3 protein-coding genes are annotated in these 1,748 nt (G+C 52.3%); all 3 read right to left on the reverse strand.

Annotation, left to right across the window (positions count from 1 at the left end; all coding sequences use genetic code 11):
- On the reverse strand, positions 1-337 hold a 337-nt coding region (locus CYR55_RS23430; RefSeq protein WP_146001035.1), incomplete at its 3' end, for a hypothetical protein.
- A gap of 84 nt (positions 338-421) precedes the next feature.
- Positions 422-1,306 carry a morphogenetic protein gene (locus tag CYR55_RS22720; RefSeq protein WP_101818568.1) on the reverse strand — a complete coding sequence of 295 codons (885 nt, stop codon included), beginning with the start codon at positions 1,304-1,306 and terminating at the stop codon, positions 422-424.
- A gap of 14 nt (positions 1,307-1,320) precedes the next feature.
- On the reverse strand, positions 1,321-1,748 hold a 428-nt coding region (locus tag CYR55_RS23685), incomplete at its 5' end, for a phage tail protein (protein ID WP_165699652.1).

A 1,748-nucleotide genomic window follows, 5' to 3' on the forward strand; every position in this document is an offset into this window, starting at 1 on the left:
CATTTGCCGTGTTTAAGTTTGTTTTTTGTTTGTTTTCCGCAGGTTTTCCACTGGTTGTGATATTTTTGCGTTTTTCGCCTGTTTTATCACTGTTATTTGCCTGCGTTTTAATTGCTTCTCGTCGTAGGCGTTGCTGTTCTTTTTTGCGTGCCTGATTGCGGGAAATAGAACGGGGAGCAGGGGCATTAGACGCTGATCCACCAGCTACTGGTTGTGCATGGCCATCCAGCTTCTTCTCAATTTTGCTCAGCGCTGCCAGCTCCTTCGAGCTGGCGCTATCAACAGAGTTAATGACATCGGCTAAACCCAGGGGGTTGTTGTTTTCTTGCTCTGCCACTTAAATCACCTTTTTTTGGGGTTTAGCTTTTCAGCCAAGGCCTGATTCAAATCCAATGCCTGATCGACGGTCAGGCGCTCGATGTCAGAAATTGGCTGACCGCCATACAAGGCCAGGTTGAAAACTAAGGTTTGCAAGCGATCCAGTGCCAATGTTTGGAATGAACTGTGAATTCCGAAATGTCACCAGCAATTCTGTCGTAGGACGAATCGCTGCCTCCTTGAATTTGTCAGAGTTGCAGGGGTGGGGCGGCATGAGGAGGCAAGACTCGCCTTTGTCCATCCGGATTTTCAGGCCGTGATCTAACTTCTCCTGCATTTCACCGACTTTGGCGGCCAGCTGGGTGAACTCCGTGTTTACGTCCATTTTCTCAATGAGCGCATGACGGGCTACAGCAGAGGTTTCGAAATCCTTCTCGGTATCGTCGGCCAGTCGCACCTGGTACACCAGCTCCCACAAACGCAGGGCGGTAACAGCCCGCTCATAGGCTTTGCGGTCGCGGCCGGCGGGTGGCAGGTTCTGGCGCATACGCTCCAGGCACTCCATGGCGTGCCCGTCCAGCGGCTTGCAGATCCATTCATAGGGTTCACCCTGGACAGTGATCGTGCCTGCATCCATTTCTGGCTTTACATCGAGAACGGTTAAGTCATCCGCCAGGTTCTGCATGTTCACGTCGCTCCAGTGCTCTTCGCCACAGTGTGAGCACTGATAGCCGAATGAAATCATCGGGTCTTTACGGGAGTTGATGAAAATCCACCAGAGAGCCGTGCGGCGATCCTGGGCTGTCCAGTTTACGCTGTCATTTTTGGTTTCAGCGGTCTGAAGCAAATTGAGGTATTCGGTGGTGTCACGCTCCTCAGTGTATGCCTCTGATTTGCAGAAGTACGTGGCCATAGCGACGTCCGGGGCGCGGAATTGCACCATGGTATTAGGGTCGGACGGCAGCGGGTAAAAAGGGATCAAATACATGTATCAGCCTGTTGTTAAAGGGCAAGGGGGTTGTCACCGAAGGTCTTCCACTGCACGAACGACAATGGAAACGTCAGGAACTCCGTTACCTGGTCTTTGGACTGGGTGATGGCACCCATCTCGGTGGGGATCACGGTAAATTCAGAGTCAAGAATGGGAACAGCGGTCGCCTCGAGGCGGTACACGCGGAGCGTCATCAGGTAGCTGGCCGGCAGATTAACTGTGCCGTCATCGTTAATGACGTTCCGCACACACTGGCGGAACCATTCCCGGACGATGCCCTGGTTGGTGTCACGCACCATCATAGTGATGGGCTGTGCGGTGCGACCGACCGGGACATTAAAAACGTTACCGCCTATGCGTTTTTCCTCTGTCTCAATCGTAAAATCGCCATAAGTGATGTCTTTTACGAAAAACTCTATGCCGGCCATGCCATCTACTT

It is taken from the genome of Chimaeribacter californicus, from assembly GCF_002858675.1.
Lineage (GTDB): Bacteria > Pseudomonadota > Gammaproteobacteria > Enterobacterales > Enterobacteriaceae > Chimaeribacter > Chimaeribacter californicus.

What these genes read in the sequence shown, in the direction of transcription:
- CYR55_RS22720 (WP_101818568.1), bottom strand. Translation starts at nt 1,306, where the DNA reads ATGTATTTGATCCCTTTTTACCCGCTGCCGTCCGACCCTAATACCATG.